This window comes from Deltaproteobacteria bacterium, assembly GCA_016709225.1.
In the GTDB taxonomy this organism is placed as follows: Bacteria; Myxococcota_A; Polyangia; order Nannocystales; family Nannocystaceae; genus Xiheibacterium; species Xiheibacterium phototrophicum.
The window spans coordinates 2,195,363-2,219,385 of record JADJEE010000002.1 but is presented as its reverse complement, the minus strand read 5'-3'; the positions used below and the strand labels follow the sequence as shown (position 1 = coordinate 2,219,385).

General features: G+C 70.7%; 19 protein-coding genes. 13 read left to right on the top strand and 6 right to left on the bottom strand.

The window, feature by feature from the left end; genetic code table 11:
* Positions 1 to 26: 26 nt before the first annotated feature.
* Complete coding sequence (locus tag IPH07_23305; GenBank protein ID MBK6920347.1) at positions 27 to 992, bottom strand: NAD(P)-dependent alcohol dehydrogenase; 966 nt, start codon at positions 990 to 992, stop codon at positions 27 to 29.
* 113 nt (positions 993 to 1,105) lie between these two features.
* Here IPH07_23305 and IPH07_23300 point away from each other — a divergent pair, with 113 nt between their 5' ends.
* On the top strand, positions 1,106 to 2,812 hold the full coding sequence (locus IPH07_23300; GenBank protein ID MBK6920346.1) for a hypothetical protein: 1,707 nt from the start codon (positions 1,106 to 1,108) through the stop codon (positions 2,810 to 2,812).
* A 16-nt stretch (positions 2,813 to 2,828) separates the two neighbouring features.
* On the opposite strand, the gene IPH07_23295 is transcribed toward IPH07_23300, so the two are convergent.
* Positions 2,829 to 3,224: an MAPEG family protein gene (locus tag IPH07_23295; protein MBK6920345.1), complete on the bottom strand. Its 396-nt coding sequence runs from the start codon at positions 3,222 to 3,224 to the stop codon at positions 2,829 to 2,831.
* Positions 3,225 to 3,389: 165 nt separating this feature from the next.
* Between IPH07_23295 and IPH07_23290 the strand changes: the two genes are divergently transcribed.
* The 5 genes from IPH07_23290 to IPH07_23270 are packed head-to-tail and all read left to right on the top strand — an operon-like array spanning position 3,390 to position 10,259.
* Positions 3,390 to 3,914 carry a hypothetical protein gene (locus IPH07_23290; protein ID MBK6920344.1) on the top strand — a complete coding sequence of 175 codons (525 nt, stop codon included), beginning with the start codon at positions 3,390 to 3,392 and terminating at the stop codon, positions 3,912 to 3,914.
* A 57-nt stretch (positions 3,915 to 3,971) separates the two neighbouring features.
* Positions 3,972 to 4,601 (top strand): peptidoglycan-binding protein, encoded by a 630-nt coding sequence (locus tag IPH07_23285; GenBank protein MBK6920343.1) that lies wholly within the window; start codon positions 3,972 to 3,974, stop codon positions 4,599 to 4,601.
* Positions 4,598 to 5,989, top strand: a complete 1,392-nt coding sequence (locus IPH07_23280; GenBank protein MBK6920342.1) for a peptidoglycan-binding protein — start codon at positions 4,598 to 4,600, stop codon at positions 5,987 to 5,989. The genes IPH07_23285 and IPH07_23280 overlap by 4 nt, the downstream gene beginning before the upstream one ends.
* Positions 5,986 to 7,221, top strand: a complete 1,236-nt coding sequence (locus IPH07_23275; protein MBK6920341.1) for a hypothetical protein — start codon at positions 5,986 to 5,988, stop codon at positions 7,219 to 7,221. Before IPH07_23280 ends, IPH07_23275 begins: the two co-directional genes overlap by 4 nt.
* Positions 7,222 to 7,268: 47 nt before the next feature.
* Entirely contained in the window at positions 7,269 to 10,259 is a 2,991-nt protein-coding gene (locus tag IPH07_23270; GenBank protein ID MBK6920340.1) for a tetratricopeptide repeat protein, read from the top strand.
* Positions 10,260 to 10,265: 6 nt separating this feature from the next.
* On the opposite strand, the gene IPH07_23265 is transcribed toward IPH07_23270, so the two are convergent.
* The 4 genes from IPH07_23265 to IPH07_23250 are packed head-to-tail and all read right to left on the bottom strand — an operon-like array spanning position 10,266 to position 15,033.
* Positions 10,266 to 11,339, bottom strand: a complete 1,074-nt coding sequence (locus IPH07_23265) for an agmatinase family protein (GenBank protein MBK6920339.1) — start codon at positions 11,337 to 11,339, stop codon at positions 10,266 to 10,268.
* Positions 11,340 to 11,341: 2 nt separating this feature from the next.
* Positions 11,342 to 11,893, bottom strand: coding sequence for an inorganic diphosphatase (locus tag IPH07_23260; protein ID MBK6920338.1), 552 nt, complete (start codon positions 11,891 to 11,893; stop codon positions 11,342 to 11,344).
* 57 nt (positions 11,894 to 11,950) lie between these two features.
* The gene (locus IPH07_23255; GenBank protein ID MBK6920337.1) at positions 11,951 to 13,306 is read right to left on the bottom strand and encodes a DUF1552 domain-containing protein; all 1,356 of its coding nucleotides are present in this window, start codon (positions 13,304 to 13,306) and stop codon (positions 11,951 to 11,953) included.
* Positions 13,307 to 13,317: 11 nt separating this feature from the next.
* On the bottom strand, positions 13,318 to 15,033 hold the full coding sequence (locus IPH07_23250; GenBank protein ID MBK6920336.1) for a DUF1592 domain-containing protein: 1,716 nt from the start codon (positions 15,031 to 15,033) through the stop codon (positions 13,318 to 13,320).
* 190 nt (positions 15,034 to 15,223) lie between these two features.
* Here IPH07_23250 and IPH07_23245 point away from each other — a divergent pair, with 190 nt between their 5' ends.
* The 7 genes from IPH07_23245 (at position 15,224) to IPH07_23215 (ending at position 24,023) form a co-directional block, all read left to right on the top strand.
* Positions 15,224 to 16,177 (top strand): hypothetical protein, encoded by a 954-nt coding sequence (locus IPH07_23245; GenBank protein MBK6920335.1) that lies wholly within the window; start codon positions 15,224 to 15,226, stop codon positions 16,175 to 16,177.
* Between the two features lie 106 nt (positions 16,178 to 16,283).
* On the top strand, positions 16,284 to 17,945 hold the full coding sequence (locus tag IPH07_23240; GenBank protein MBK6920334.1) for an alkaline phosphatase D family protein: 1,662 nt from the start codon (positions 16,284 to 16,286) through the stop codon (positions 17,943 to 17,945).
* Between the two features lie 45 nt (positions 17,946 to 17,990).
* Positions 17,991 to 18,785, top strand: coding sequence for a class I SAM-dependent methyltransferase (locus tag IPH07_23235; protein MBK6920333.1), 795 nt, complete (start codon positions 17,991 to 17,993; stop codon positions 18,783 to 18,785).
* A gap of 244 nt (positions 18,786 to 19,029) precedes the next feature.
* A complete protein-coding gene (locus IPH07_23230; protein MBK6920332.1) occupies positions 19,030 to 20,193 on the top strand; it encodes a hypothetical protein in 1,164 nt (387 codons plus the stop codon).
* A gap of 210 nt (positions 20,194 to 20,403) precedes the next feature.
* A complete protein-coding gene (locus tag IPH07_23225) occupies positions 20,404 to 21,081 on the top strand; it encodes a haloacid dehalogenase-like hydrolase (protein ID MBK6920331.1) in 678 nt (225 codons plus the stop codon).
* Positions 21,078 to 22,826 (top strand): SDR family oxidoreductase, encoded by a 1,749-nt coding sequence (locus IPH07_23220; GenBank protein MBK6920330.1) that lies wholly within the window; start codon positions 21,078 to 21,080, stop codon positions 22,824 to 22,826. The genes IPH07_23225 and IPH07_23220 overlap by 4 nt, the downstream gene beginning before the upstream one ends.
* Positions 22,827 to 24,023 carry an SDR family oxidoreductase gene (locus IPH07_23215; protein ID MBK6920329.1) on the top strand — a complete coding sequence of 399 codons (1,197 nt, stop codon included), beginning with the start codon at positions 22,827 to 22,829 and terminating at the stop codon, positions 24,021 to 24,023.

Here is a 24,023-nt window from a genome sequence, read left to right as displayed (position 1 = left end):
CTCCGATGCGTCGGCCCGACACGTCGTCAGCCCACGCGGACCACGAGCTTACCGTGTACGCCGCGATGGAAGTGCCGGAACGCCTCGGGGACCTCCTCCAGCGCGTAGACGCGATCGATGCTCGGGGTCAGCGTGCCGGCTGCGAACCGCTCGACGAGTGCGTCGAGGCCGTGGTTCGGCTTCATGATCGACAGGCGCATGCGCTTGCGCTGTCGCCACGAGATCCAAGGTCCCACGGCGACGAGCTGCAGGATCCGTCCGGGTGCGCCGCCGAGCATCACGTAGGTGCCACCGCGCCGGAGCGCCCGTGCGTACGCGAACATCGAGCGATGCGCCGTGACGTCGAGGATGAGATCGTATCGGCTCGCCTCGCGCGCGAAGTCCTCGCGGGTGTAGTCGAGCACGCGATCGGCCCCGAGCACCCGCATGGTCTCGAGCTTGTCGGTGCGATCGACACCGGTCACCTCGGCGCCCACCGCCCGCGCGATCTGGATCGCGAAGGTCCCCACACCGCCGCCGCCGCCGTTGATCATGACGGCGTGGCCGGGCTGGAGGCCGCCGTCCTCACAGAGCCCCTGCAGCGCCATGCAGCCGGCCTGCGGGAGCGCGGCGGCCTGCTCGACGCGCATCGACGCCGGCCTGCGCGCCCACGCGGTCTCAGGGGCGCACGCGAACTCGGCGAAGCCACCCCAGCGGTGCGCCGAGAGGTCGCCGAAGACCTCGTCGCCGGGGGCGAACCGGGTCACGCGCTCGCCGACTGCCTCCACGCGACCGGCGACGTCGGCCCCGAGCACGCGGTGACGCGGTCGCAGCAGACCGTGCGCGAGTCGGAACGCATACGGTGTGCCGGTCAGCAGATCCCAGTCCCACGAGTTCACCGACGTAGCAGCGACCCGCACCAGCACCTCGTTCGGGGCCGGGACCGGCGTCGGGAGGTCTTCGAGGCGCAGGATGTCGGGTGAACCGTAGCGATCGTGGGTGACGGCTTTCATGCGTCCACTCGAGCGGCGGTCGGCTACCGAGCCCGCGCGGCGCTTGTTCCCAGGAGCCGAGGTCTCACACTTTGCGTCGCGAGTCGCATCTCCACAGCGCTAGCATCAGTTCCATGCTCCGTGCACGTGTGTGTTCCTCGGCGTTGGTGCTCGTCGCGATCGCCTGCGATGCGGCGGCGCCCGACGCTCCCGCGAAGGCCATCGCTGAGCCGGTCGCGGATGCGAAGCCGGTCGCGGATGCGAAGCCGGTCGCGGATGCGAAGCCGGTCGCGGATGCGAAGCCGGTCGCGGATGCGAAGCCGGTCGCGGATGCGAAGCCGGTCGCAGATGCGAATCCGGTCGAGCCCGCCGCGGTGCCCCAGTCCTACAGTCACGCGAAGGTGCCCGCCGACGCGCCCACGTTCGTGGTGGCGGGCGCACGCGGCGAGGGCAACAACGCGGCCGAGGTGCGGCTGTTCGAGCTCGACGGGGCCCAGGCCTTCGCGGCCACCGGCGCCGCGCTGATGCGCCTGCGCGCCGACGGATCGATCGAGCACGCCGCCGACTGGGCGCGCGGCATCGACGAGCGCGACATCATCCTCGAGTCGGTCGAGTCCGGCTACAGCTGGTGGCAGACCGAGCTGCTCGGCGGGGGGTGGCCCGACGGCGCGATCTTGGTGCTGCGGCCGCAATCCGGCGGACGCGGTGGCAACGAGACGCCGGCGGTCTACCGGCGCAGCAACGGAGTGTGGTCGCGCATCGCGGGGAGCGATCGGCTGTTCGATCGATTCCCCCGCGCGCTCGGGCGCTGGACGGAGGGCTCGTTGTTGGCGTTGTACAGCTTCGAGCCCCGCTACGCGCACCCCGGCGACGAGGAGTCCGGGCCACCGGCGGCCGAGGTGGCCGCCAGCGCGGCGGCGATCGCCAAGCAGAAGCGCCTCGTGGTGCTCCGCGGCACGCCCAAGGCACCCGCCTTCGGTATGCGCGATGTCCAGGCGTTCGCGTCGCAGGCGAGCGGTGAGATCGTCGCAGCGATCGCCGAGGGAGATCGCACCGTCGTCCTGCACCACGACGCGACCGTCGATCGCGAGCTGACACTGCCCGGTCGCGGGGTCATGCCGAGTGCGGAGACCCGGGTGAAGATGTCGGCGCCCGATCGCGCGTGGCTGGTCGGCGTCGCCGCGACGGCGCCCGACGCCGCGTCGACGGGATACGTCGCCCGCTTCGACGGTACGGCGTGGAGCGAGGTCCCGACCGAGTGCGACTCGGCCCCGTCGTCGCTGTCGATCGATCGCGATGGATCGGCCTACTTCGTGTGTTCGGTGAACATCGGCAAGGATGCGTCGCGTGCGGTGTTGTTCCGGGTCCGTGGCGGCGTGCTCGAGGAGCTGCCGGTGTCGGCACCACCGTCGGGTGTGGTGGCGATCGCCCCGGACGACATCTGGGTCGCGACCGGGGGTTGGGGCGAGCCCGTACAGTTGCTGCACACCGGCGCACCCGCGGGTGAGCCCTTCGTGATCCCGGACGCCACGACCGCCGCGCGGGCCGTGCTCGAGTGGGCCGAGCCGCGCCCGTTCACCGACGCGTGCAGCACGGCCTGGATCCCGCTTGCCGACGGCGCGAAGCGGGCCGACCTCGCGGCGAAGGTCGACGCGTTCGAGCTCGAAGGCATCTATCCCGAGGTCGTCGACGTGCACGTGCGCGGCGCGATCGTCTCGGGTGTCGTCGTGCACCTCAGCGACAAGCGCGACGCCCGTCGCATCGGCAAGCTGACCGCCGCGCTCGGGCAGCTGGTCGGCGCGCCGAGCTGCAACGCCTATCCGCCGGTTCGCGCCGGATAGTCCAGGGGACGAGCGACTACCCCCACGACAGCGCCGCGATCATCATCGCCAGGCCCACCCACGACACCACCCACGCGGTCGATCGCACGCCGGGCACACCGCTCAGGTACGCCGGCACGTAGGCCACGCGGGCGAGCACGAAGATCGCTGCACCGAGCTTGGCATCGTCGGCGTGCTGCGCATGGGCGACGAGCGCGAGCGGCACGAACACGACCATCGCCTCGTGCAGGTTCGCGAGCGCCCGCGCGGCGCGGTCGGCCAGCACCGAGGCCCGCGGCGTCGCGTCGCGGGGCCCGAGTGCGGCACGCAGCGAAGCGCCGAGCGGGCCGTCGCCGCCGAAGTAGCGCAGCGAGTTCGGCACCAAGGTCTGCAGGACGAACAATCCCAGCGCCGCGGCGAGCCACACGATCATGCGTCCACGGCTGTAGCGCCGGCGACCGAAGGCGTCGATTCCCGCGCAGGGAAGCCGCCGCGGATCGGGCGCGCACGGGTGCTGCGGCGAGGTTCTGCGGGATTTCGCCCGGGCCGCGTCACACCGGCACGGCCCGCGCCTCCGACGGTTCGGGACGTTGGCGTGATGCACTGGTACAGCGAGGCTCCGGGCATGCGTGCGGCGTCGTGGGCGTTCGGGCGCGCGCAGCTGTGGGAGGCGATGGCGGCCGGCGTCGTGGAGCGCCGCGCGGCGCTCGAGCCCGAGGCGGCAGTGCGCTGGTGGCAGACCCACGGCGAGTGCCATCCCTACGACGAGACCCTCGATCGCCTCCGCCGCGGCACCGTGCTGCTGCTGCTCGTGCCCGAGTCGCACGCGGCCGGCGTCGGCCCGCGTGTGGTGCCGGCGACGCGCGAGGAGACCGCGGTGCCGCTGCGGCTGCTGGCCGTGCCACAGACCGCCTCGGAGGCGCTGACCTGGCTCGAGATCGTGCTCGTCGACGGCGCCGACCGGCCGGTGCCCTTCGAGGCCTACGAGGTCGAGCTGCCCGATGGCCGCGTGATCACGGGCCAGCTCGACGCCGATGGCTTCGCGCGCGTCGATGGCGTGCGTGCGGGGCAGTGCGTGGTGCGGTTCCCAGATTGCGCCCGCGAGGACGTCGAGGCCGCGTGAGCCCGGGCTCGGCCCCACGGTGTCGCCGACGGGCTGGTAGAGTCGCTGGGGGCAGGGATGTCGCGCATCGTCGTCGTCGGACCCAGTGATCACCTCGCGAAGATCGCCGCGCGCTGTGGCATCCGCGATCCCGAGCGGCTGTGGGCGCACGATGACAACGCGGCGCTGCGCTCGAAGCGGGGCAACCCGCACGTGCTGTGCGAGGGCGACGAGATCGTCGTGCCCGATGCGGAGCCGACCGCGTTCGAGGTGCCGGCCGGGCGTCGCCACGGCTTTCGGCTGCATGCCCCGCCGCTGACGCTGCGCCTGCGCCTGCTCGATCTGCACGGCGAGCCGCGGGTCGGCGAGGCGGTCGAGGCCGACGTCGAGGGCGAGCGGCACACGCTGCACACCGACGACGACGGCGTGGTCGAGATCCCGGTGCGGGCACAGACCGAGCGCGTGTTGCTGACCTACGGCGAGACCGAGCGCGAACTCGTGGTCGGCGGCCTCGATCCGATCGATACCCCCAGCGGCCTGCGCATGCGGCTGGCCGCGCTCGGCTACCTCGCGGGCGAGCTCGTCGACGGCGATCCCGACGAGCTCGCCTTCGCGATCGCACTGCTGCAGGCCGACCTCGGCCTGCCGATCGACGGCCGCCTCGACGACGCCGCGCGCGAGGCGTTGGAGGCGGCGTTCGGCACGTGAGCGACCCGGACGATCACGGCTCGGTCGCGGGCAGCTGGCGACCGCCGCGTCGGCTGCCGCTGGCGGTCGCGACCACCGAGGCCGCCGCGCGCAACACCCTGCGCGATCCGTTGCTGCCGATGGCGTGCTGGCGGCTCGATGACGTCCGCTTCGCGTTCGATTCGTCGTTCGTGTCGCCGGCCGCCAAGCCCGACTTCGCCCGCTTCGCCGCGTTGTGGCGGCGTACGGGGCAGCCGCCCGCGTCGGTGTTCGGCCACGCCGATCCGGTCGGTGACGACGGCTACAACAAGGTGCTCGCGGGACGCCGCGCGCTGTCGATCTACGCGATGCTCGTGCGCGACACCGCGATCTGGGAGCAGCTCTACGCGCAGCCGCATGGCGGCGACGACTGGCGCACGCAGGCGGTGCCGCAGATGCTCGGCGCGCTCGGTCACGGCAGCGTTGCATCGTTCCAGTCCGCCGAGGGGCTCGCGGTCGATGGCGCCGCGGGGCCGATCACCCGCCGCGCGTTGTTCGAGCGCTACATGGATGCGGTGGTCACCGACGACACGCAGGCGCCCTTCCGCCTCGAGCGCACCGACTTCCTCGGCCGCGGCACCGACGAGGGCGGCAAGGGCGATGTGCAGGGCTGCAGCGAGTTCAATCCGCTGCGGGTGCTGTCGGCCAGCGAGGAGCAGAGCTTCGCGCAGTCACCCGACAAGACCGCGCGCAACGAGGCCAATCTGCCCAATCGTCGCGTGTTGGTGCTGCTGTTCCCGCCGGGCTCGAGCATCGATCCCGCGCGCTGGCCCTGCCCGCGGGCGCGGGAGGGCGACGCCGAGTGTCGGGCGCAGTTCTGGCCCGACGGCGAGCTGCGGCGCACCCCCGGCGCGACGCGCCGCGAGTACGCGACCCACAAGGACACCTTCGCGTGCCGCTTCTACGACGCGATGGCGCGGCGATCGCCGTGCGAGCTGCTGCGCACGACGCTGCGGCTGCGATTGCACGGCAGCGATCGCGCGCCGCTGGCGAACGTGCGCTACCAGCTCGAGGCCGGCGCCCACGACATCCGCGAGGGCGACACCGACGCCGACGGCCGGCTCGTGGAGGTCGACGTGCTCGCGCCCAGCCGCGTGACCCTGCGATGGGGCGCGCCCGACGACGTCGCGTGGCTGGGCCGGTTCCCGTACACGCGCCGCATCTACCTCGACTACGACGTCGGCGATGACGACGCCCGCACGCGCAAGCGCCTGCACAACCTCGGCTACGATCTCGCCGAGGAGCTCGCGCCGACGATCGCGGCGTTCCAGCGCGATCACGGCCTGCCGGTCACGGGTGTGAACGATGGCGCGACGATGGCCGAGCTGGTCGCGGCGCACGACGCCGAACTCACCGGAGGACGAGCATGAGCAGCGTGGTGCCGACACAGCGGATCCGGCTGTCGATCTGGGTCGGCGCCACCGATCTCGACGAGAAGGTGGTGGCGGGCGCGGCCGGCATCGTCGACGACCTCACCCTCATCTTCACGATCGCCAACGACGAGACCACCAATCGCATCGGCTACGAGATCATGATGACGGCCGACCGCGGCGCGCGCGAGGCTGCGGCCTGCCACAAGTTCGGCGTGCAGTGCTTGGCCGGCTTCCAGCTCACCGGCAGCGGCGTCAAGAAGGGCCCGCGGACGCAGCGGTTCGAGTCGTTCTTGAAGACCGCGAGCAACGATCAGATCGATGCCTTCGCCAAGGAGATGGTCGCGAAGCTCGACGAGCCCACCACCAAGGGGCCACGCACGCCGACGCAGCGCTTCGATGGCTTGGGCTTCGACAACGAGAGCGTCTCCGACGTCTCGCTGCGCGACAAGCTCACGCGGCTGTATCGCGCGGTCGCGACCGAGCTGGTCAAGGGCGACGGCAGCGGTGGGCGCTTCGTGTCGGTCGCCGCCGGTCCGCTGTCGAGCCCGACGCAGACGGTGCTGCCGTGCCCCGAGGCCCCCGGCGGCGGCAAGGCCGAGGGCTTCGTGCTCAACCACCCCTACGAGATGAGCGCGGGCCTGCCCAACCTCGTGGTGCGACCGATGTGCTACGACACGTTCTCGGCCAATCCGCCGACCACCGCGGCCACCCGCGACCGTTGGCACGGCGAGATCCTCGACTACGCGGTCGGCAAGGGTATCCACAACGGCAACAAGCCGGCGACGCGCGCGGCGGTGTTCCAGATGGGCTTCAAGAACGCCCCGGGCTTCCACAACAACCCCGCCAACGCCGGCAAGGTCGACGAGAACGGCAACAAGTTCCAGAACCTCGACGGCATCGTCGATGCCGGCACCGAGATGGAGGCGGTCTGCTGGCACATGCGCCAGCACGGCGTCGGCGTGGTGTTGTTTGCATTCCCGCCCCGCGGCGACGCGAAGACCAAGCAGCCCAAGCCGGAGAAGCAGTACCTCGCGGAGCTCGCCGAGTACTACAAGAAGATCGCGCGCTACAACTTCGCGCTCAACGGCGCGGCCACGAGCGACGGACCCGACTGGACGCGCTTCGACGCCGCCAATCCCACCAAGGACACGCGCTCGCCCGGTACCGCCGATGCGCCGGCGCAGGCGCCCATCGGCGCCGATGGCCAGAAACGCCTCGGTAAGCCGTAACGGCGCGAAGGGCGTTTCATCGTACACTGCGGCGACGACCGCAGCGGATGCCCGACTCCTCGCCATCGCCGGCCACCCAGGCCAGCCCCGCGGCCAACCCCGATCCCATCGGTGTCGATGCCGATCTGACACTGCGACCGGGGTTCGAGGGCGACGAGACCATGCTCTCCCACGGCGGTGGCACGGCCGCGCGGGCCGAGCGTGCGGCCGAGCTGCTCGATGGCGAGCTGCCCCGCGGAACTCCGGTCGGTCGGTTCGTGGTGCTCGATCGCATCGGCATGGGCGGCATGGGCGTCGTCTATGCTGCGTACGATCCTGAGCTCGATCGGCGGGTCGCCATCAAGGTGGTTCGCGGCATCGATGGCGCGGCCGATGCGAGCGCGCGGATTCGACTGCAGCGCGAGGCGCAGTCGATGGCCCAGCTGTCCCATCCCAACGTGGCGGCGCTCTACGACGTCGGCACGATCGCCGACGGCGTGTACCTCGCGATGGAGTTCATCGAGGGCTGGACGCTCACCGAGTGGCTCGCGCAGCGCGAGCGCAGCTGGCGGGAGATCGTCGCGGTGTTCATCGCCGCGGGCCGTGGCATCGAGGCCGCCCATGCCGCGGGCATCATCCACCGCGATCTCAAGCCCGACAACATCATGGTCGGTCGCGATGCTCGGCCGCGCGTGCTCGACTTCGGGCTCGCACGTGCGCTCGCAGGGCCGCGCAGCAACCACGACGCCACCATCGAAGGTGGCGACACCAGCGAGTCGAACTGGGCCCCGGCCAGCAGCCTCGAGATGCAGCTGACGATGCCCGGCATCGTGATGGGCACGCCGATGTACATGGCGCCCGAGCAGCACCTCGGTCGCGCCATCGATCACCGCGCCGACATCTACGCGTTCTGCGTGGCGCTGTGGGAGGCGGTGCATCGCCAGCGCCCGTTCACCGGACGATCGCTGCACGAGATCGCGACCAACGTGACGACCGGTCGCATCGTCGAGCCGAGCCATCCCGGGCGCGTGCCGGGGTGGCTGCGGGCGCTGATGCGGCGCGGCCTCGCGCGGCGCCCCGAGGACCGCTTCGCCAGCATGCATGAGCTGCTGTCGGAGCTCTCGCGCGATCGCACGCGTCGGCTGCGACGCCTCGCGATCGCGGCGGCGGTGGTGGGTGCGCTCGGGGTCGGCATCGGCGTGACGCACTCGCTGACGGCGGCCGGCGGCGCCGTCTGCGACGACGCCGACGAGATCCTGCGCGGGATCTGGGACGACGATGTCCGTACCGCGATCGCCAAGGCGTTCGACGCCGAGCAGAAGTCGTACACCGACGCGAGCTGGGCCAACGTCGAGGCTACGCTGGAGCGCTACACCACCGAGCTCACCGCGATGCGCAAGGAGGCGTGCGAGGCCACGCGCATCCAGGGCACGCAGTCCGATGAGCTGATGACGCGGCGCATGGCCTGCCTCGATCGGCGAATCCGGCGGGTCGAGGCGCTCACGCAGACGCTGTCAGAGGGCGGCGCCGATACCATGCAGCGCGCCGTCGAGGCCGCCCACGGCCTGCTCGAGCTGGCCCCGTGTGCCGACGCCGAGGGCCTCATGGCCGGGGTCGCGCCGCCCGACGACCCGGACATCGCCCGCGAGGTCGAGGCGATCCGCGGCGAGGTCGAGGCCATCCGTGTGTTCGCCTCGGCCGGCAAGATCACGGGGCTGCGCGAGCGCCTCGACGAGGCGGTCGCACGCGCGCGTGCGACGGAGTACCCGCCGGTGATCTCCGAGGTGTTGATCCTGCGGGGCACCTTCGAGAACAACCTCTCCGATCGCAATCTCGCGGCCGAGTTCCTGATCGACGCGATCGACATCGCCGAGCGCAGTGGGCACGAGCCCGCGGTCGCCGAGGCCAGCGCGGTGCTGCTGCAGGTCGAGGCCCGTCGCGATCGCTTCGACGTCGCCGAGGTCTATGCGCGCCGTGCCGCCGCAGTGCTCGATCGCATGCAGGAGCACGGTCGCCTCCGGTTGCAGTACCTGTCGAACCTCGGGCAGGCATTGAACTCGCAGGGGCGCTCGACCGAGGCGCTCTCGACCTTGCAGCGGGCGCTCGAGCTCGCGACCGAGATGGGCAAGGAGAATGATCCCAACGTCGTGCCGATCCTGAACGCAACGGTGACGGTCTTGATCGAAGAGGGGCGGCTCGATGACGCCGACGTCGCGCTGCAGCGGGCGCAACGCGTGGTCGAGGCCCAGCTCGGCCCCGAGCACCCCAACGTCGGCGTGTTGCTGTCGAGCAAGGCACGCCTGCGGCACATGCAGCACCGCGACGAGGAGGCGCTGGTGGAGTGGCAGCAGGCCCGCGAGGTCTTCGTGCACGCACTGGGGCCGTTGCACACCAACGTCGCGGCGACCGACAACGGCGCGGGGCTGACGTACGCCGGGCTCGGACGGGACCGTGAGGCCATCGTCGCGCTGGGGAGCGCGCTGCACATCGCAGAGACGTCGTCGGGCCCCGAGAGCACCGCGACGGCCGCGGTGCTCATCAACCTCGGCAGCGCGTACCTCCGCACCGGCGAGACCGAGCGCGCGATCGCCATGTTCCAGCGCTGCATAACGATCAAGTCGGCCCGACTCGGCGCAGCCCACGAGGACGTCGGGTTCGCGCAGGACCTGCTCGGCGACGCACTACGGGCGGCCGGCGACCTCGATGGCGCACGGCGCAGCTACGAGCAGTCGATGGCGTTGTTCGAGCGGCTCGGTGGCGCGAGCGATCATCGACGCGCGTACGCAATCGCCGGCCTCGGTCGCGTCGCGCTCGCGCGCGGTGACCGAGCGGGTGCGCGCGCACTGTTGGAGCAGGCCTACACGCTGCAGACCGAGGCCGACGAGATCGACCATCGCGGCGACCTGCGCTTCGAGCTCGCGCAGCTGGTCGCGCCGGACGACGTCACCCGTGCGCGCAAGCTCGCCGCCGAGGCGCGGGTGTTGTACCGCGAGATCGGCCCGCAGCGCGCAGACCGGCTGGCCGCACTCGAGGCGTGGTTGGCCTCGCTGCCGCCGTGACGCCGATCAGTCGCTGCCGCCGTGGCTGGCGAGCATGACCCCGCACAGCTTGTAGAGCAGACGCGCACCGACGTTGCCGTCCCACTGGTCGCCCGCGCGCGAGCCCGGTGCGACCTCGACGAGATCGAAGCCGACGATGGTCTTGCCGGCGCGGACCAGCGTGGCCAGCAGGGTGCACGCCTCGCTGAACGACAGCCCGCCCGGCACCGGTGTGCCCGTGCTCGGACACAGCGCGGGGTCGAGCCCGTCGATGTCGAACGTGACGTAGACCTGCTCGGGGAGTGCCGCGACCATGCGGCCGCACAGCACCGACCACGGTACGCCGTCGGCGAGCTCGCGTCGCAGCGCGTGATCGAAGAACGTCTCGATCTTGGGGTGCGAGCGCGCCAGCGCGAACTCCTCGGCGCTCAGATCGCGGATGCCGACCTGCACCAGCGTGCCGAGCGACTCCACGCGGTCGACCGCATTGCGCAGCACGCTGGCGTGCGAGCGCTCGAAGCCCTCGTAGGCCTCGCGCAGATCGGCGTGGGCGTCGATGTGCAGCACACCCATGCCGGGGTATCGCGCGGCATGGGCCGCGATCGAACCCAGCGCGACGCTGTGGTCGCCACCGACCACGCCGACCAGCTTGCCAGCGGCGAGCAGCTGCTCGACCTCGTGCTCGACCCAGCGATCGAGCTCGCGCGAGAGGTTGTTGACATCGGCGAGCGCGCTCTGCAGCTCGGCGTCGTCGCCGATGACCCCGCCGGCGGCGATGATCGGCAGCGCCCGGGCGCACGCGCGCTCGTTCCACGCCCGCACCAGCGACGACTCCTCGAGCATGTGCAGCCCGAACATCCACGGCTGTCCGAGGCCGAGCTCGGCCAGCTCGACGTCGAACAGATCGAGCTGCGGGCTCGCGTCGCGGATCGTCGCGGGGCCGCGGGCGGTGCCGCGACCGTAGCTCGTCGTGGCCTCCCACGGCACCGGCAAGAGCACCAAGCTGGCCTCGTCCTGCGTGCACGGCACGCCGAACACGCTCGCGTCCGGGTCGCCGGCCGACGAAGGATCGAAGCGGGACAGGTCGGGCTTGTGCAGCATCACTACCTCCAGCCGCGCAGCTGGTTCTCTTCCTTGCGGTAGAGCGCCAGCGCCTCCCGCACCACCTCGACCGCCCGCACCGCGTCGGAGAACTCCTCGACCTTGACGCGCTTGTTCTCGAGCGCCTTGTAGTCCTCGAAGAAGCGACGGATCTCCGCGAAGGTGTGCTTGGGCAGCTGCGAGATGTCGGTGATCTCGGCGAACGCGGGATCGTGCACGTGCACGCCGATGATCTTGTCGTCGTCCTGGCCCTCGTCCTCCATGTGCATCACGCCGATCGGGCGCGCCTGCATCATCGCCAGCGGTACCACCGGCTCGGCGCCGAGCACGAGGATGTCGAGCGGATCCCCGTCGCCGCAGTAGGAGCGGGGCAGGAAGCCGTAGTTGGCCGGATACATCACCGAGCTGTAGAGGATGCGATCCACACGCAGCAGGCCGGTGGGCTTGTCGAGCTCGTACTTGACCTTCGAGCCCCGCGGGATCTCGATCACCACGTTCACGATCTCGTCGGCGGTATCGGGATTGTTGGGCAGGTCGTGCCAGGGGTGCGCCATGTTTGGGGCGAGACTACCAGCATGTCTGGCCCCGCGCCCTGCGAGCGCGTGCGCGCGTCACACCAGCATTTCGCTGATCGGCTCGGTGGCGCCGTAGCTCGCGTCGCCGAAGCTCGTGACCGGCGTGCCGAGCTGGTCGCCGACCGCCTGCAGCAGCGTCAACGCCACCGCCGAGGTGCGCTTGCCGGTCGCGGCGACGTGGTTGCCGCTGGCGAGCGCGCCGCCCGCTCGACCCGCGACCAGCACCGGGTAGTCCGACACCGTGTGTTGCTGCCCGTCCGCCAGGTCGCTCGAGCAGTAGATCGCGCAGCGATCGAGCAGCATGCCCTCGCCCTCGGGGATGGTCGCGAGCTGCGTCAGCAGGTACGCGAACTGCTCCATCGTGAACGCGACCGCGCTGGTGTAGTTGGCGCGCTTGCTGGGGTCGTGCGTGATGGTGTGCAGGCCCTCGACGTTGCCGATCTCCCAGAACACGGTGTCCGAGATGGCCTGGTTGAAGCGCAGCGAGAACACGCGCACGAGATCGCAAGCGAGCGCCTGCGCCAGCACGTCGAGCATCAGCTGCGATCGCGTCGAGAGCGGCTCCTGGGCGCCCTCGTCCTGCGGATCGCCGGGCGCGGTGGGTGGGTTGCACGTCGGTGGCTCGCTGAGCAGGCGCGTCTCGAGCTCCGACAGCCCCTGTAGGTGCGCGTCGAGTCGCTGGCGATCGGCGCTGCCGAGCTTCGCCTGCAGCTCCTGCGCGTCGGCGCGCACGGCATCGATGACACCGAGCCGCGTGTCGAGGATTCGGGTGTCGGGCTGGAAGCCGGCAAAGAGGCGGTTGAAGAGGTTGAGCGGCGAGAACTCGGCCGGCAACAGCTGGCCGTCGCGCATCGAGCACGAGAACTCGTCGGTGCCAGCCCCCATCACGCTGGCCTTCGAGACCCCGAGCTCGACCGAGCGGAACGCGGTCGTGGCCCCCAGGAGATCGGCGGCGACCTGATCGACGCTGAGCATCGTGCTGGCCGCGTCGGCCTGTGCACCGGTGGGTGCACCGTTGGTCGCGCCGCTGAAGGCGACCGCGCGCGACATGATGTGATCGCCGAAGCCGACCCCGAGATCGGTACCGCTGATGACGCTGACGTAGGGCTTGATGGTCGCGTCGCCCAGCGGCAGCAGGCAGCCCTTGGGCGCCCAGTCGGGGCCGGTTGCGGCGGGCGTCCACTCCTCGGGCGGTGCGCCGTTGCCGAACATCCAGCTGCCGACCCGCAGCGGCAGCGGCTCGCCCGATGCGAACGCGTGGCCGTTGCGATGGAGCATCGCCTCGAAGAGTGGCAGGCCCACCGCGCAGCCGAGGCCGGCGACGGTGCCCCGCAGGAAGCGACGACGGCCGAGCTCGCGTGCGGTCTTGGTGTGGATGGGGCTACACGGCATGACGGGCCTCCTCACTCGACCTCGGCAAAGGTCCGGAACGCGGTGCTGCTGACCAGCGCGGGCAGGAACTCCGACAGGCGGCCATCGGCGGCGGCGAAGTCGTCGGCCAGCGCCACGATCGCGGGCTCGTCGATGTCGGCCTGCTCGACGTGGCCGGTGCTGAAGCGATACAGGTGCCGCACCATGCAGGTCTCGACCTCGGGGTCCTCGCGCAGGATCGCGACCAACTCCTGCAGGCCGTGGAACTCGGCCTCGCCGAGCTTGCCGGCGTCGTCGATCGGCAGCCCGAGATCTTGGTCGCGCCAGCGTCCGAGCGCGTCGAAGTGCTCGAGCGCGAGCCCCAGCGGATCGACCACCGCGTGGCAGGTCGCGCACGCCGGGTTGGTGTCGTGCTCCTCGAGCAGCTCGCGCATGGTTGCGGGCGTCGCTTCGTCGGCGGGATTGTCGGGCAGCTCGACGTCGACATCGGGCGGCGGCGGCGGCAGCTCGACGCAGCGCCAGCGCTGCTGCACGTAGATGCCCCGCAGCGTCGGCGCCGTGCGGGCCCGTCGGCTGGTCAACGACAGCACCGCGGCGGTGCCGAGCATGCCGATGCGGGGATCGTCGTCGCTGCGCTCGACTGCGGTCATGCCACCAGCCGGCGCGTCCATGCCGTAGATGCCGGCCAAGGTCTCGTCGACGAACGCGGTGCGGGTGTCGAGCAGCGACAGCAGCGACGCGTCCTGCTCGAACACCACGTGATCGACCATGTGCTGGATCTCGCTCGCCATCGACGCGAACACGGTCGCGTCGGCGGTCGGGAACACCGCGGGGTCCTTGGTCTGCGCGGCCATGGCCTCGGTCGAGAGCCACTCGGCGAAGAAGCGGCCCATGCCCTCGCGGGCCGCGGGCGCCGCGAGCATGTCGCGCGCAGCCTCGGCGATCGCGTCGGGCTCGACCAGGCCGCCCTGCTCGGCCAGATCGAGCAGCGCGTCGTCGGGCCCGTGGCCCCACAGGAAGAACGACAGCCGCGAGGCCATCTCGACGCTGGTGTAGCGACGTCGCGCGGGCTCGTCGGGATCGGGCTCGCCGATGTCCGCGATGTACAAGAAGTTCGGCGAGGCGAGCATCGAGCCGATGACCGCGTGCACGCCCTGCCACGGATCGTCGAAGCGCGACGCGGTGCCCTGTGCGAGCGCGTGGTAGCGCTCCGACTCCGCGTCGCTGAGCGTGCGACGGAATGCGCGGCGACCGAACGCGTCGACGAAGTCGTCGAGACAGGTGCCGGCGGCGGGGTCGCAGCCCACCAACGCCGTGCGACGCGCCTCGTCGTCGATGATCGCATCGGCGAGGGTGCCGGCCGCGGTCTCGTACTGCTCGACGTCGAACGACGACACCGGCAGCGGGCCGGTGCCCACGGTCGTGAAGTGATGATCCTGGGCGTCGGGCGGCAAGCCATCGGGCACCGGCGTGTCGGCGCCCAGCAGCAGCTGCACCGAGCGCGCGTACTGATCGCGGGTCAGCCGACGCAGCTGCACGCGCACCGCGGGCTCGGCCGAGGCGGTGCCGTCACCATCGCCACCGTCGCCACCGTCGCCGGCCCCATCGTCGCCGATGCTGCCCGCGCCGTTGTTCACCCCGAGCGGCTGGTTGTTCATGTCGATCGAGCACGCCGAGGCGGTCGGCAGTGCGAGGCCCGCGGCGAGGACGAGCAAAGCGCGACGCGGTGTGGACGTGGTCTGCGGCATCGTCGTCGTCTCCTGCATTGCGTGCGTTACCCCGCGCCCGCTGGAGGTTCCCACCCGGTCGCACCCGGCCGCGCCCGCCGCGGCCGGTGGGCGCAGGCGCGGTAGAGCGCCCGCGAGGCTCGATTCCGTGGCTTTGCGCCGGGGCCCAAATGGCGCGTCGCGACCGGCCTGGTTATTCTCGGGGGCCAACGTGGCCGGCCGCATCGCACGACGGGATCTGCTGCGCGCGCTCGCAATCGCCGGCGTCGCGCCGACGCTGTGGTTGCCGGGTCGCGCGTCGGCGAGGGCCACCGCCCTCGACGTCGGTCTGCGCGGGACCACGGCCGGAGAGCTCGGCGTGACCGTCGAGTTCGGGCTCGCCAACGGCCCGTTCCCGTGCGAGGGCACGCCGTACCGCGACAACAGCTGCTTCGTGTTCGTGCCGCGACACTTCCGCGTGTCACAGGAGCAGCGCATCGACACGATGGTGCACTTCCACGGGCACAGCAACACCGCCAAGCACGTGCTCGATCGCCACCAGCTGCGCGAGCAGTTCCACGCCAGCCGGCAGAACGCGATCCTCGTGGTGCCGCAGGGTCCCGTCGAGGCCAAGGACTCGCGCGGCGGCAAGCTCGAGCGCGAGGGTGGTCTGCTGGCGTTCCTCGGCGAGATCCGCAAGGCGCTGCAGACCCCGGAGGTGAGCAAGGCGCTCGGGGGCGCCGCGATCCCTGCGGCCGCACGCATCGGCGCGACGGTGATCTCGGCGCACTCCGGGGGCTACCGCGTGGCGGCGGCCTGCGTCGCGCAGGGCGGCTGGAACGTCAACGAGGTCTATCTCTTCGATGCGCTCTACGGCGGGCGCGATCAGTTCCGCGAGTGGATCGCGGCCAGGCGCGATCACAACGCCGCCCGCGAGCGGCACAAGCTGGTTGCCTGGTACACCAAGGGCGCGGTCGAGGCCAACTGCAAGAAGCTGCGCGCCGAGCTCGAAGCCGAGGGCATCACCTCGCGGCTCGAGCTCAGCGACGAGAAGCTCGAGCGCAGCAAGATGGTCCGCGCACGGGTTGCGTTCGTGCACACCAGCGTCGGCCACAGCAACGTCATGCACGAGCGCGACGCCCTGCGAGAGTGCCTGAGCTGGTCGTGCTTCACGCGCGCGCCCTGACGCTGCACCGCGCCGAAGCGGGCCTGCAACAGCCCCGTGACATCGTCGGCGTGCCGCTTCCCAAGCCCGTGGTTTTGCTGGTACTGCGACGAAGGACGCGTTCGACATGGCACTGACACGGCGAGAACTCCTTCGACGCGCGAGCGCCTGGTCGCTCGCGGCGCATTGGCCTCTCTTCACCGCCTGCGGCTCGTCCGAGCCCGGCTCGGACGGCACGCAGGACAGCGGCAGCGGCGACGGCACCACCGCGGCCGACTCGTCCGGCAGCAGCACCGGCGACGACGGGCTGCCCGACTACGCGTACGACGGCGAGCCCGGCCCCGAGGACCTCTTCCAGCACGGCGTCGCGAGTGGCGATCCGCTGCTCGACGCGGTGATCCTGTGGTCGCGCGTGACCGGTGCGCCCGAGGGTCCGGTCGAGGCGTTCTACGAGGTCGCGACCGATCCCGAGTTCGCCCACCGCGTGGCCGCGGCCTACGTCGAGACCGGCCCCGAGCGCGACTACACCATCAAGCTCGACATCGACGGCCTCGCGCCCGGCACGACCTACTACTACCGCTTCTACGCGCTGGGCCGCACCTCGCCCATCGGTCGCACGCGCACGGCGGGCGAGGGCGACGTGACGCGCCTGCGCATCGGCGTGGTGTCGTGCTCGAGCCTCGCGCACGGCTACTTCCACGCCTATCGCCGCGTGGCCGAGCGCGCCGATCTCGACCTCGTGGTGCACCTGGGCGACTACATCTACGAGTACGGCAGCGGCGAATACGGCGACATCCGGCCCTACGAGCCCGAGCACGAGGCCGTCACGCTCGACGATTATCGTCAGCGCTACGCACAATATCGTCGCGATGCCGACCTGCAGGAGTGCCATCGCCAGCACCCGATGGTGGCGGTATGGGACGATCACGAGCTCGCCGACAATGCCTACGACGGCGGCGCCGAGAACCACACCGAAGGTACCGAGGGCACCTTCGCCGATCGCAAGTCCGCGGCCGCGCAGGCCTATGCCGAGTGGCTGCCGTACCGCGAGGGCGCGGCCGGCATCGTCTACCGCGCGCTCGGGTTCGGCGATCTGCTGCAGCTGGTGCTGCTCGACACGCGCATCGTCGGTCGCGATGCACAGGCCGAGGGCATCGACGACCCGTCGCTCGACGACCCCGCGCGTCAGCTGCTCGGCGAGACCCAGGAGATGTGGCTCGACGGCGTGCTCGACGAGGCCGTCACCTGGCGCGTGCTCGGGCAGCAGGTGATGGTCGCGCAGCTGCGCCTGGGCGAGGCACCGCTCAACCTCGATCAGTGGGATGGCTACCCCGCCGCGCGCACGCGCCTGTTCGACATCATCCGCGAGCGCTCACCCGACAATCTCGTGGTGTTGACCGGCGACATCCACTCGTCGTGGGCGTTCGAGCTGGCCGATGATCCGTTCGGTGCCGACTACGATCCGGCGACCGCAGCGGGCGCAATCGCGGTGGAGTTCGTCGCGCCGTCGGTCACGTCGCCGGGCTTCCCCGCCAACAGCGCGGCCCAGTTCATGCAGACCCACCCGCACCTCAAGTGGGGCAACCTCGTCGAGCACGGCTACATGCTGCTCGACGTCACGCCCGAGCGGCTGCAGTGCAGCTGGTGGTTGGTGGGCGACGTGACGTCGACGACCGGCGGCGCCGAGAGGCTCGCGGCCGCGTGGTCGGTCGCGTCCGGCAGCCACCAGCTCGTGCAGGACGGCGGCGCTGCGCCACCCCGCGACGACGCACCAGCGCCGGCACCCTGACGCCCGGCGGCCGACACACGGCGGGTGTACCGTGGCGACATCGCCATGGACTCCATCACCGCGTTCAAGCAGCAGCAGAAATCCGCGTGGTCGAACTTCGCCCAGTTCGAGAATGCCACCGCCACCTCGGCACCGCGCCTGGTCGCCTTCGCCGGCGTCACCGCGGGCACCCGTGTGCTCGACGTCGCCTGTGGCACCGGCGTGGTCGCACTGACGGCGGCGCGCCTCGGTGCGCATGTGACGGGCGCGGATCTCACGCCCGAGCTGGTCGTGCGGGCGCGGCACAACGCCCAGCTCATGGGTCTCTCGCTCGAGGTCCACGAGGCCGATGCCGAGGCGCTGCCGTTCGAATCGGCGTCGTTCGACGTCGTGGTGAGCCAGTTCGGCCACATGTTCGCGCCGCGCCCCGCGGTGGTCATCGCCGAGATGCTGCGGGTGTTGCGACCCGGCGGCACGATTGCATTCTCGACGTGGCCGCCGGAGCTGTTCGTCGGTCGCATGTTCGAGCTGCTCGGCCGCTACGGCCCGCCGACCCCCTCGGGCGTGGCGGCCCCGTCGCTGTGGGGTGACCCGCACATCGTCCGCGACCGCCTCGGCGACGACGTGAACGATCTGCGTTTCGACCGCGCCAGCATGTGGCTGCAGACGCTCAGCGTGCAGCACTACCGCGCATTCATGGAATCCGGCGGCCCCGCGCAGCGATTGTTGGCAGGCCTCGATGCCCACGATCCGCCGCGCGCCGCGATGCTGCGCGCGGACCTCGAGGCGCTGGCGGCAGAGTACTTTCATGATAATATGATTCGGCAGGACTATCTGCTGACCCGCGCGATCAAGCGGTGAGTTGGGCGGGGGCCGAGGGATGCGCGACGGAACTCCACCCGCTCGAGACGCCGGCGTGCGTCGACGAGTAGACCGCGAGGCGCGAGCGCCGGTCGGCGACCCGCACGCGCCCGAGCCGCTGCGCGCACGCGCTCGTCCCCCCGTCCGCGATTGGCCCCACGTCGACGCGTGATCGCCCGTGGCGCGCGCGCTCGCACGCTGCGACAATCGATCGACGCGCTCCGACGTCTCTGGACCACCCGCCATGAGCTTCCGATTTGGTCGACGAACCTTCTTCGCTGCGAGCCTCGCGACCGCGGCCTGTGGCAAGCCCCCCACCGACGTCGCGGTCGGCGACGACTGCCAGATCGCCCGCGAGGCCGAGCGCAGGGGCGACTACCGCACGGCACGCTCGGCGTTCGCGACCTGCCTGCAGCGTGAGCCGGGGTTCATCGACTCGCACCTCAGCTATCAGCGCATCCTCGAGCTGGAGGATGGCATCGAGGGCGCCCGCAAGATCTACGCCGAGCTCGCGCGCGACAACCCTGGGGTCATGACCACGTTCGCGCACGCGCGCATCCTGCCCACCGGTGATCGGGCGAGCGCGCTCGAGCGCCTCGCGGCCAGCAACCCCGATTTTGCGCCGGTCTACTACGAGCTGGCCAACGACGTCTCCGATCGCGTGATGGGCCTGCAGCCGCTGGCGGCCAAGCGCAAGGAGAAGCTGTACCTGCAGCAGTTCCTCGATCGCGCCAAGGGTCCGGAGTTCGTGAAGTGGTTCGCCGACTATGCGCTCGCGGAGTCGTGGATCCGCGACGCCCAGGCGCGCATGGCCAAGCTCGGGGCAATCTCGGCCTTCACCGCCGACCCGCCGCTGACGATGACCGCGAGCCCGAGCAACGCCGGGTGGATGATCTCGTTCGCCGCCAGCGAGCTGAACACCGGCATGGAGTACCGGCTCGGCGGCGAGACGGACTTCAAGACCTTCGAGAGCTACTTCACCGTGCCGCTCGGCACCGACACCACGCGCATCGAGGTCCGCTACCGCGATCCCAGCGGCGCGTGGCAGGGCCCGTTCGACTTCACGCTCGAGCCGCGCAAGCAGCTGGGCAGCTTCGGCAAGTCGGTGCTCGAGAAGATGCCGAACATCTGGGTCGCGCTCGGCGAGGGCGACAACGCCAAGTGGCTGTACTTCACCACCGCGATGGTCTACCGCTGCTCGATCGATCGGCTGGAGTACGGACTCGACACCGACACGCCCGACCGCGAGTTCAGCCTGCCACCCTGCGATCCGCGCGACCCGATGGCGATCCCCGACGGCACGCTGCCGATGATCGAGATCGATCCGAAGGTCGACTTCGTGTCCGTGCGCTTGACCTTCGCCGATGGCGAGCGCACCGAGGTGCACCGCATCGAGCGACGGCGCTGATCGCCGGCGCTACGGCGCGTGCGCAGGCGTGCCAGCACCCGAGCGGATCACCTTGCGATTCCCGGCCCATGCACCGGTGCGCAGGGGCGTTCGCGCCTGCCGACCGTGAGTGTGCGCAAGTGCCAGCTCGATCTGCGCACTTGGGGCCGCGGGCTTCCGGTGTACAAGCGCGGGCGGCCCCCCGGTAGACTCGCCGGCCGCCACGACACGATGAGCGCAAAGCACACCGCAGCCTTCTTCCGCGCCGAAGGCGTCCTGGTCTCCAACGGCGTGATGCATGCCGCGATGTTCATGGCCGGCCAGCGGGCCGGCATGCGCGAGCGTGCGCTCCGCTTCGGCCAGGCGCTGGCCTCGGTGCCGGTGTTCGGCCTGCTGGGCCAGAACGACCGCACCATGGGCAACCGGGTCGCGCACCTCTGCTATCGCGACATGACCGAGGACCGCATCGTCGTGCTGTCGGAGGAGTACGTCGAGGACGTGCTGTCCGAGAAGGTGCTCGACAGCGGCGTCGAGCTCATGCGCAAGGCCAAGGCCGATGGCCACCGCGTGGTGGTGCTGAGCGAGGGCATCGCCGAGATCATGGAGCGCATGCGCGAGCGCTGGCGCCACGTCGACGAGCTGGTCTGCAACCACCTCGAGTACCGCGACGGCAAGGCCACCGGCAAGCTGCGCGAGCCCATCCTGGGCGGCTACGAGGGCGGCAAGTGGCTGCGCCAGTATGCCGCCGAGCACGACATCGACCTCTCGCGGTCGTTCGCCTACGGCGCCCACGGTCCCGACCTGTTGTTGTTGTCGGCGGTCGGTCACCCCTGCGCGGTCAATGCCGACCTCACGCTGCGCAAGGCCGCACGCGAGGCCGACTGGCCGGTCATGGACTACAAGGCATGAGCGACACCTCGAGCACCGCCAGCGCGCGCGACGGCGCCTTCTCGATCCGCGAGACGCTCACCGGCAAGCACGTGCTGCTCACCGGCGCGTCGGGCTTCGTGGGCAAGGTGTGGCTGGCGATGATGCTGCAGCAGCTGCCGCAGATCGGCCGCATCTATGTGCTGCTGCGCGGCAAGGGCCGCGGCGCGCGCGAGCGCTTCGAGAAGATCGTCAACGAGAGCCACGTCTTCAAGGGCCTGCACGAGGCCCACGGCGAGCGCATGAGCGAGTTCGTCTCGCAGCGCGTCGAGGTCATCGGCGGCGACGTCTCGCAGCCCCACCTCGGCATGGACGAGCAGACCGAGGCGCGGCTTCTGCGTGACGTCGACGTGGTGATCAACTTCGCCGGCCTGGTCGACTTCAACCCCGACGTCCGCGAGGCGATGGCCTCGAACGTCGGCGGCGCGCTCAACGTGGCCGACTTCTGCGAGCGCAGCGATCACGGCACGCTGCTGCACGTCTCGACCTGCTACGTCGCCGGCCACCGCGACGGTCGCGTGGGCGAGGTGCCGGTCCGCGAGCGCACGCCCAACGGGAGCGTGCTGTCGGCCAGCGCCGAGTACGAGACCCTCAAGCAGATCATCGCCGGCGTGATCGCCGACAACGACGACCCCGCGACCGAGGCGACCCTGCGCGAGGACGTGCTGCGGCGACTGGCCGAGCGCGGTCACGAGGGCAGCGACGCCAAGCGGGTGACCGACATGGTCACCCGCCTCAAGCGCAAGCGGCTGCGCGAGAACATGGCGAACGCCGGCACCGATCGCGCCAAGGTGCTGGGCTGGCCCAACACGTACACGTACACCAAGGCGCTGGCCGAGGCGCTGCTCGAGGAGCGCGGCGACAAGCTGCGCTTCGCGGTGCTGCGCCCAGCGATCGTCGAGAGCGCGACCGAGTTCCCGTTCGCGGGCTGGAACGAGGGCTTCAACACCTCGGGTCCGCTGGTCTACCTCGCCGGCACCTGGTTCCGCCACGTGCCGGCCGCGGCCGGCAACCCGCTCGACATCATCCCGGTCGACTTCGTGTGCAAGGCCATCACGATCGTGGCCTGCGCGCTCATCCGCGGCGAGGCCACCCGCATCTATCAATGCGGCTCGTCGGACCGGAACTTCCTCGCCATCGACCGCCTGACCGAGCTGTCGGCGCTGGGCCATCGCCAGCACCTGCGCAAGCACGGCGGCACCGCGCTCGACAAGCTGGTCTTGTCGCGATGGGACGCCAAGGCGGCCGACCCCGAGCACGTGCTCAACGTGACCAACATCCGCAAGCTGATGGCGCAGGTCACCCGCTACCTGAAGCACGGGCGGCCCGAGAAGATCCCCAGTGAGGTCCGCGAGTGGGCCGACGACATGTCGAAGACCACCGATAATGGCGTCCGCAAGCTGCGGCAGATCGAGGACGTGCTCGAGCTGTTCATGCCGTTCACCTACGAGCACTTCTGCGTGTTCGTGTGCCGCGCGATCGACAAGCACGTGATCGCCGAGCCCGAGTTCCGCTTCGCGCCCGAGACCATCGAGTGGCGCTCGTACTGGCTCGACGTGCACATGCCGGGGCTGCGCCGCTGGTGCTTCCCCGAGTACGAAGACAAACCGAAGGAAATCTACGCACCGGCGACCCCGTTCCGCCTGCTCGATCCGCCGGCGACGACCAACGCGTCGGTCGCGAGCTCGGGCAAGCCCAGCGGTAGCTCGGTGGGGGAGGTAGGCTAAGTGACCATCCTGCTCACCGGCGCGACCGGATACATCGGCTCCTACGTGGCCAACGAGCTGCTCACCCGCACCGACGATCGCATCGCGGTGTTGGTGCGGGCCAAGTCGGAGGCCGAGGGCCAGCAGCGGCTGTGGAAGTCGATGCAGCTGCACATGGACTTCGACCGCTTCGCCGCGGCGCTGCCCCGCTTCGACATCTACCTCGGCGACCTCACCGTCGACGGCCTGGGCCTACGGCCCGACGCGCGCGCGCGGCTGGTCGACACCATGCGCTCGGTGATCCACTGCGCCGCCTCGCTCAACCGCAAGAGCGACAAGGTCTGCTTCAACGTCAACCTCCGCGGCACCCTCGAGCTCATCAAGCTCGCGCGCGAAGCCCAGGACGCCCACGGCCTGCGCCGCTTCAGCGACGTGTCGACGGTGGCGGTCGCCGGCCATCGCAACGCCGAGGTCGTGCAGGAGGACGCGGCCATCGAGTGGGATCGCAGCGACTACGACCCGTACGCGCGGACCAAGAAGTTCTGCGAGCACATGGTCCACGAGCTGCTGCCGGAGGTGCCGAGCACCATCTTCCGGCCCAGCATCGTGCTCGGCGACAGCCGCTTCCCCGAGACCACGCAGTTCGACATGGTGCGCGCGTTCGCGGCGCTCGCGGTGATGCGGGTGCTACCGCTGCGCCGCGAGTGGCGGGTCGACATCGTGCCGGCCAACTACGTCGGTGAGGCCATTGCCCGCATCCACATCGATCCGTCGCCGAAGCACGGCATCTATCACCTGTCGTCGGGTGAGGGCTCGCTGACCTACGGCGAGGTCGTCGACGGCCTGCGTCGCGCCGGTCACCGCGCCCGCAGCGTGTTCTTGCCGCAGCTCGAGAAGCCGTTCGCGCTGGCGGTCGAGGGCCTGATGGCGACCCCGCGCAAGTATGGCCTGTCGCCGGCGGCGTCGCTGATGAAGGTCTTCCTGCCGTACCTCACCTACGACACCGTGTTCGACAATCGCCGCGTGATCGAGGCGCTTGGCCACGTGCCGGCGCCGTTCACCGACTACGCATATCCGCTGCTGCGCTTCGCGGTCGACGGCAAGTACCGTTACCCCTACCGCGAGTGGCCGGCGGATGCCGAGGCGCGGCTGGCCCGCGCGAGCAAGGCCGGCGCTGGGGTCACGCGGGTGGCGATGTCGCCGGAGCAGGGGATCTAG

Coding starts and splice junctions, on each gene's coding strand:
- IPH07_23305 (MBK6920347.1), bottom strand. CDS start 992: ATGAAAGCCGTCACCCACGATCGCTACGGTTCACCCGACATCCTGCGC.
- IPH07_23240 (MBK6920334.1), top strand. CDS start 16,284: ATGGCACTGACACGGCGAGAACTCCTTCGACGCGCGAGCGCCTGGTCG.
- IPH07_23300 (MBK6920346.1), top strand. CDS start 1,106: ATGCTCCGTGCACGTGTGTGTTCCTCGGCGTTGGTGCTCGTCGCGATC.
- IPH07_23260 (MBK6920338.1), bottom strand. CDS start 11,893: ATGGCGCACCCCTGGCACGACCTGCCCAACAATCCCGATACCGCCGAC.
- IPH07_23265 (MBK6920339.1), bottom strand. CDS start 11,339: ATGCTGCACAAGCCCGACCTGTCCCGCTTCGATCCTTCGTCGGCCGGC.
- IPH07_23270 (MBK6920340.1), top strand. CDS start 7,269: ATGCCCGACTCCTCGCCATCGCCGGCCACCCAGGCCAGCCCCGCGGCC.
- IPH07_23275 (MBK6920341.1), top strand. CDS start 5,986: ATGAGCAGCGTGGTGCCGACACAGCGGATCCGGCTGTCGATCTGGGTC.
- IPH07_23250 (MBK6920336.1), bottom strand. CDS start 15,033: ATGCCGCAGACCACGTCCACACCGCGTCGCGCTTTGCTCGTCCTCGCC.
- IPH07_23235 (MBK6920333.1), top strand. CDS start 17,991: ATGGACTCCATCACCGCGTTCAAGCAGCAGCAGAAATCCGCGTGGTCG.
- IPH07_23230 (MBK6920332.1), top strand. CDS start 19,030: ATGAGCTTCCGATTTGGTCGACGAACCTTCTTCGCTGCGAGCCTCGCG.
- IPH07_23290 (MBK6920344.1), top strand. CDS start 3,390: ATGCACTGGTACAGCGAGGCTCCGGGCATGCGTGCGGCGTCGTGGGCG.
- IPH07_23295 (MBK6920345.1), bottom strand. CDS start 3,224: ATGATCGTGTGGCTCGCCGCGGCGCTGGGATTGTTCGTCCTGCAGACC.
- IPH07_23220 (MBK6920330.1), top strand. CDS start 21,078: ATGAGCGACACCTCGAGCACCGCCAGCGCGCGCGACGGCGCCTTCTCG.
- IPH07_23225 (MBK6920331.1), top strand. CDS start 20,404: ATGAGCGCAAAGCACACCGCAGCCTTCTTCCGCGCCGAAGGCGTCCTG.
- IPH07_23285 (MBK6920343.1), top strand. CDS start 3,972: ATGTCGCGCATCGTCGTCGTCGGACCCAGTGATCACCTCGCGAAGATC.
- IPH07_23255 (MBK6920337.1), bottom strand. CDS start 13,306: ATGCCGTGTAGCCCCATCCACACCAAGACCGCACGCGAGCTCGGCCGT.